The organism is Candidatus Thermoplasmatota archaeon (assembly GCA_030018475.1).
In the GTDB taxonomy this organism is placed as follows: domain Archaea; phylum Thermoplasmatota; class JASEFT01; order JASEFT01; family JASEFT01; genus JASEFT01.
Genome location: JASEFT010000089.1, coordinates 1 through 2,461 on the forward strand (window position 1 = coordinate 1; position 2,461 = coordinate 2,461).

Below are 2,461 nucleotides of genomic sequence, written 5' to 3' on the forward strand. Positions count from 1 at the left end.
TTCTTTACCTATTTTCTTATTGTATGTCGGAGAGATCATGTGGATCCAATCCCATGGTCTCGTACGGCATACAAAATATTTAATTTATACTCGGAAAAACACCTTCGGAACTACTGATAAATATGCCAATTTTGATATTAAAAATTCGAAATTATTATTTAACAATAGTTAACAAAAATTTACAAAGATGGGATAGATTTATTCATGAAACGAACGAATATATAGATGAGCTGCTGAAAGCGCAAACCGCAGGGCGACACTTCTCCTGCATCGGCAGAGCTGCTGTAATACTGAAGGCAATGGTAAAGAGAGCGAAAGCGCTCGGAATGAAAACGTACAAGCAGGTGGAAGAATGGATGATTTAGTAACAGTAATCACAGTAGCTTGGTAATCTAGGCTTCGCAAGTGCAGTAGCAGCTTACCTGCTCGTTGAAACGAATAACGTGCTTCATGAGGTTGTGAAAAACGCTATGCGAGCTGAAGAATTCTATTAGGCTACTTGCCGAAAAAATAGAAATTATCAGGAGGTGAGATTTAAAATGAAAGTAAAGGAAACAAGTAGCAAAACGAAACTAAAACTAAGACCAAGCGCTACGCTAAACCAAATCTCGGACATGCAAGAATTGATTAACGAAATTAAAAACGAGCTCTGCACTTTGCCAGACTGACTTAGCCAAACCCAATGGATGAACTCGGAGCTGGAGAATGCACTGCGCCAAGCGCAAACAAACACAAAAATAGCTTATGCAATTGCAGAATGCAGCGCCCTGGAGCTGAAGGAAAGAACCTCAGATACAACGCAATTGATTGAAGATTTTATGAGGTTCGTCGAACAGAAACGTGATAAAATAACCAGCCTGTTCACTGTATCTGAGAGAAAAATTTTGGAACGTTTGAACGAGTGCTACGTAGCGCTTATAATGACCTACTCCACACCGTAAACGGTGTGGTTTCTCAAACTGCGAACTGAGCTAAAGTTGTTTGGTACTTTTCTTTTTGCTCTCTCACATAGTTAATCGTTGTTTGCAAGTCTGTATCACCAACTGTTCTGTAAAACTTGCTCTTGCTCCAAAGATGTCCCCTCGGATAACGCAACCTAAACTTCGGTTGTCTCCTGAACAACTCGTAGGCTGATGCCCATTTCAAAATGTTGAGTACTTTTGAAACAGGCATTGTTGGCCCCAGCCCAGCTAATATAGAATTAGCGGGCTGTTCTGAGAGATCGCTTAGTTTCCTTGGACAGTAATTAATTTCGTAAACTAAAAAGATTTAAAAGCAATTCCCCATGCAACTTAAAAGTCGCAGTTTCCTTGATTCACGGTTATGAGAAGTCCGAGCGAATGCGAGGATGAGGGAGCGATAACGGCCGAAGAGTCATGGAGAAAGATAACCTTCCGGAAAGCTGTCGTTGGTAGTGCGTTTTATAACTTCCTTTTTCTATGTGCATGTTTGTCTGATGGTAGAACATCAAAATGAAGGTTTTGTTATAACTAGCTCACCATGTTTTACTCCTTTTATTGCTTTTATACTATCTGCTAATTTTCTCACATTTTTAGCTTTTCCATGAACCGCAAGGACCTCAAGACATGTATGTTCGTCAACATGAATATGAGTTGTCGAGGAAATCTCGGACTGATGATGATGTTGAAGATGTAATAATCTATTTGTAACATCGCCTACATCGTGGTCGTAAATAATTGTAATTGTTCCAATAACATCGCCTTTCTCAGTCTCAATCTCTGCTTCAATAAGCGATTTTCTTACCAAATCTCTGATTGCCTCAGAGCGATTTGTATATCCCTTCTTTTTTATCAATGCGTCGAATTTAGCCAATAACTCGGGCTCAAAAGATACTCCAACTCTTTCTACGGTCATAGTAGCACTTCCATAAGACAATTGTGCTACGAATATAAAAATTTTGCTACCGAAATCTTTTTATGTTCGGACTATTTATAGGTAACACGAAAAACAAAAAGTTGCTACGATGACAAAAATGACGGAAATCGTAAAGAAACAAATCGAATTGTGGATAGTCATAATCGTGCTCATAGGCACCGCATTTGGTGGTGCGTATATACTATCTCAAAAATTAATAGGCCAGAGGGTAGAAGGGCCATCAATAAGAAGCATAAATATTACAACGGTAATAGATGGCGAGGGCAGAATTGTTACTTTGGCAACTGTACCAGAGCGCATTATTGTCCTTACGCCGGGATACGCAGAAACCTTATACGCGATAGGCTGTGGTGATAAGATTGTGGCTGTTGATGACGGTACTGCCCAGAAGGGATATCCGCTGGAGGTACGCAACAAAACGACCGTTGGGAAAGCAGCCAGTCCTAGTTTAGAGAAGATAATCGGATTGAACCCAGATCTCATTATCGCATATCCATATTCCAGGACAGCGCTTTCAAGCTTGGAATCGAAAGTTGCAATATATTATGTTGGTTATGAGAAATCA

Annotated in this window: 5 protein-coding genes; 4 read left to right on the forward strand and 1 reads right to left on the reverse strand. The window is 39.9% G+C overall.

Annotated elements, in window-relative coordinates; translation table 11 throughout:
• Nucleotides 1-131: 131 nt before the first annotated feature.
• The 3 genes from QMD21_07560 to QMD21_07570 all read left to right on the forward strand — a co-directional run bounded on the left by QMD21_07560 (nt 132) and on the right by QMD21_07570 (nt 941).
• Nucleotides 132-365, forward strand: a complete 234-nt coding sequence (locus QMD21_07560; GenBank protein MDI6856619.1) for a hypothetical protein — start codon at nt 132-134, stop codon at nt 363-365.
• 174 nt (nt 366-539) lie between these two features.
• Nucleotides 540-668 (forward strand): hypothetical protein, encoded by a 129-nt coding sequence (locus QMD21_07565; GenBank protein MDI6856620.1) that lies wholly within the window; start codon nt 540-542, stop codon nt 666-668.
• Nucleotides 669-686: 18 nt separating this feature from the next.
• Nucleotides 687-941 carry a hypothetical protein gene (locus tag QMD21_07570; GenBank protein MDI6856621.1) on the forward strand — a complete coding sequence of 85 codons (255 nt, stop codon included), beginning with the start codon at nt 687-689 and terminating at the stop codon, nt 939-941.
• Between the two features lie 526 nt (nt 942-1,467).
• Here the strand turns inward: QMD21_07570 and nikR are convergent.
• The gene (nikR, locus tag QMD21_07575) at nt 1,468-1,875 is read right to left on the reverse strand and encodes a nickel-responsive transcriptional regulator NikR (protein MDI6856622.1); all 408 of its coding nucleotides are present in this window, start codon (nt 1,873-1,875) and stop codon (nt 1,468-1,470) included.
• 118 nt (nt 1,876-1,993) lie between these two features.
• On the opposite strand from nikR, the gene QMD21_07580 reads away from it, so the two are divergent.
• A partial coding sequence (locus QMD21_07580) for an ABC transporter substrate-binding protein (protein ID MDI6856623.1) occupies nt 1,994-2,461 on the forward strand: 468 nt, incomplete at its 3' end.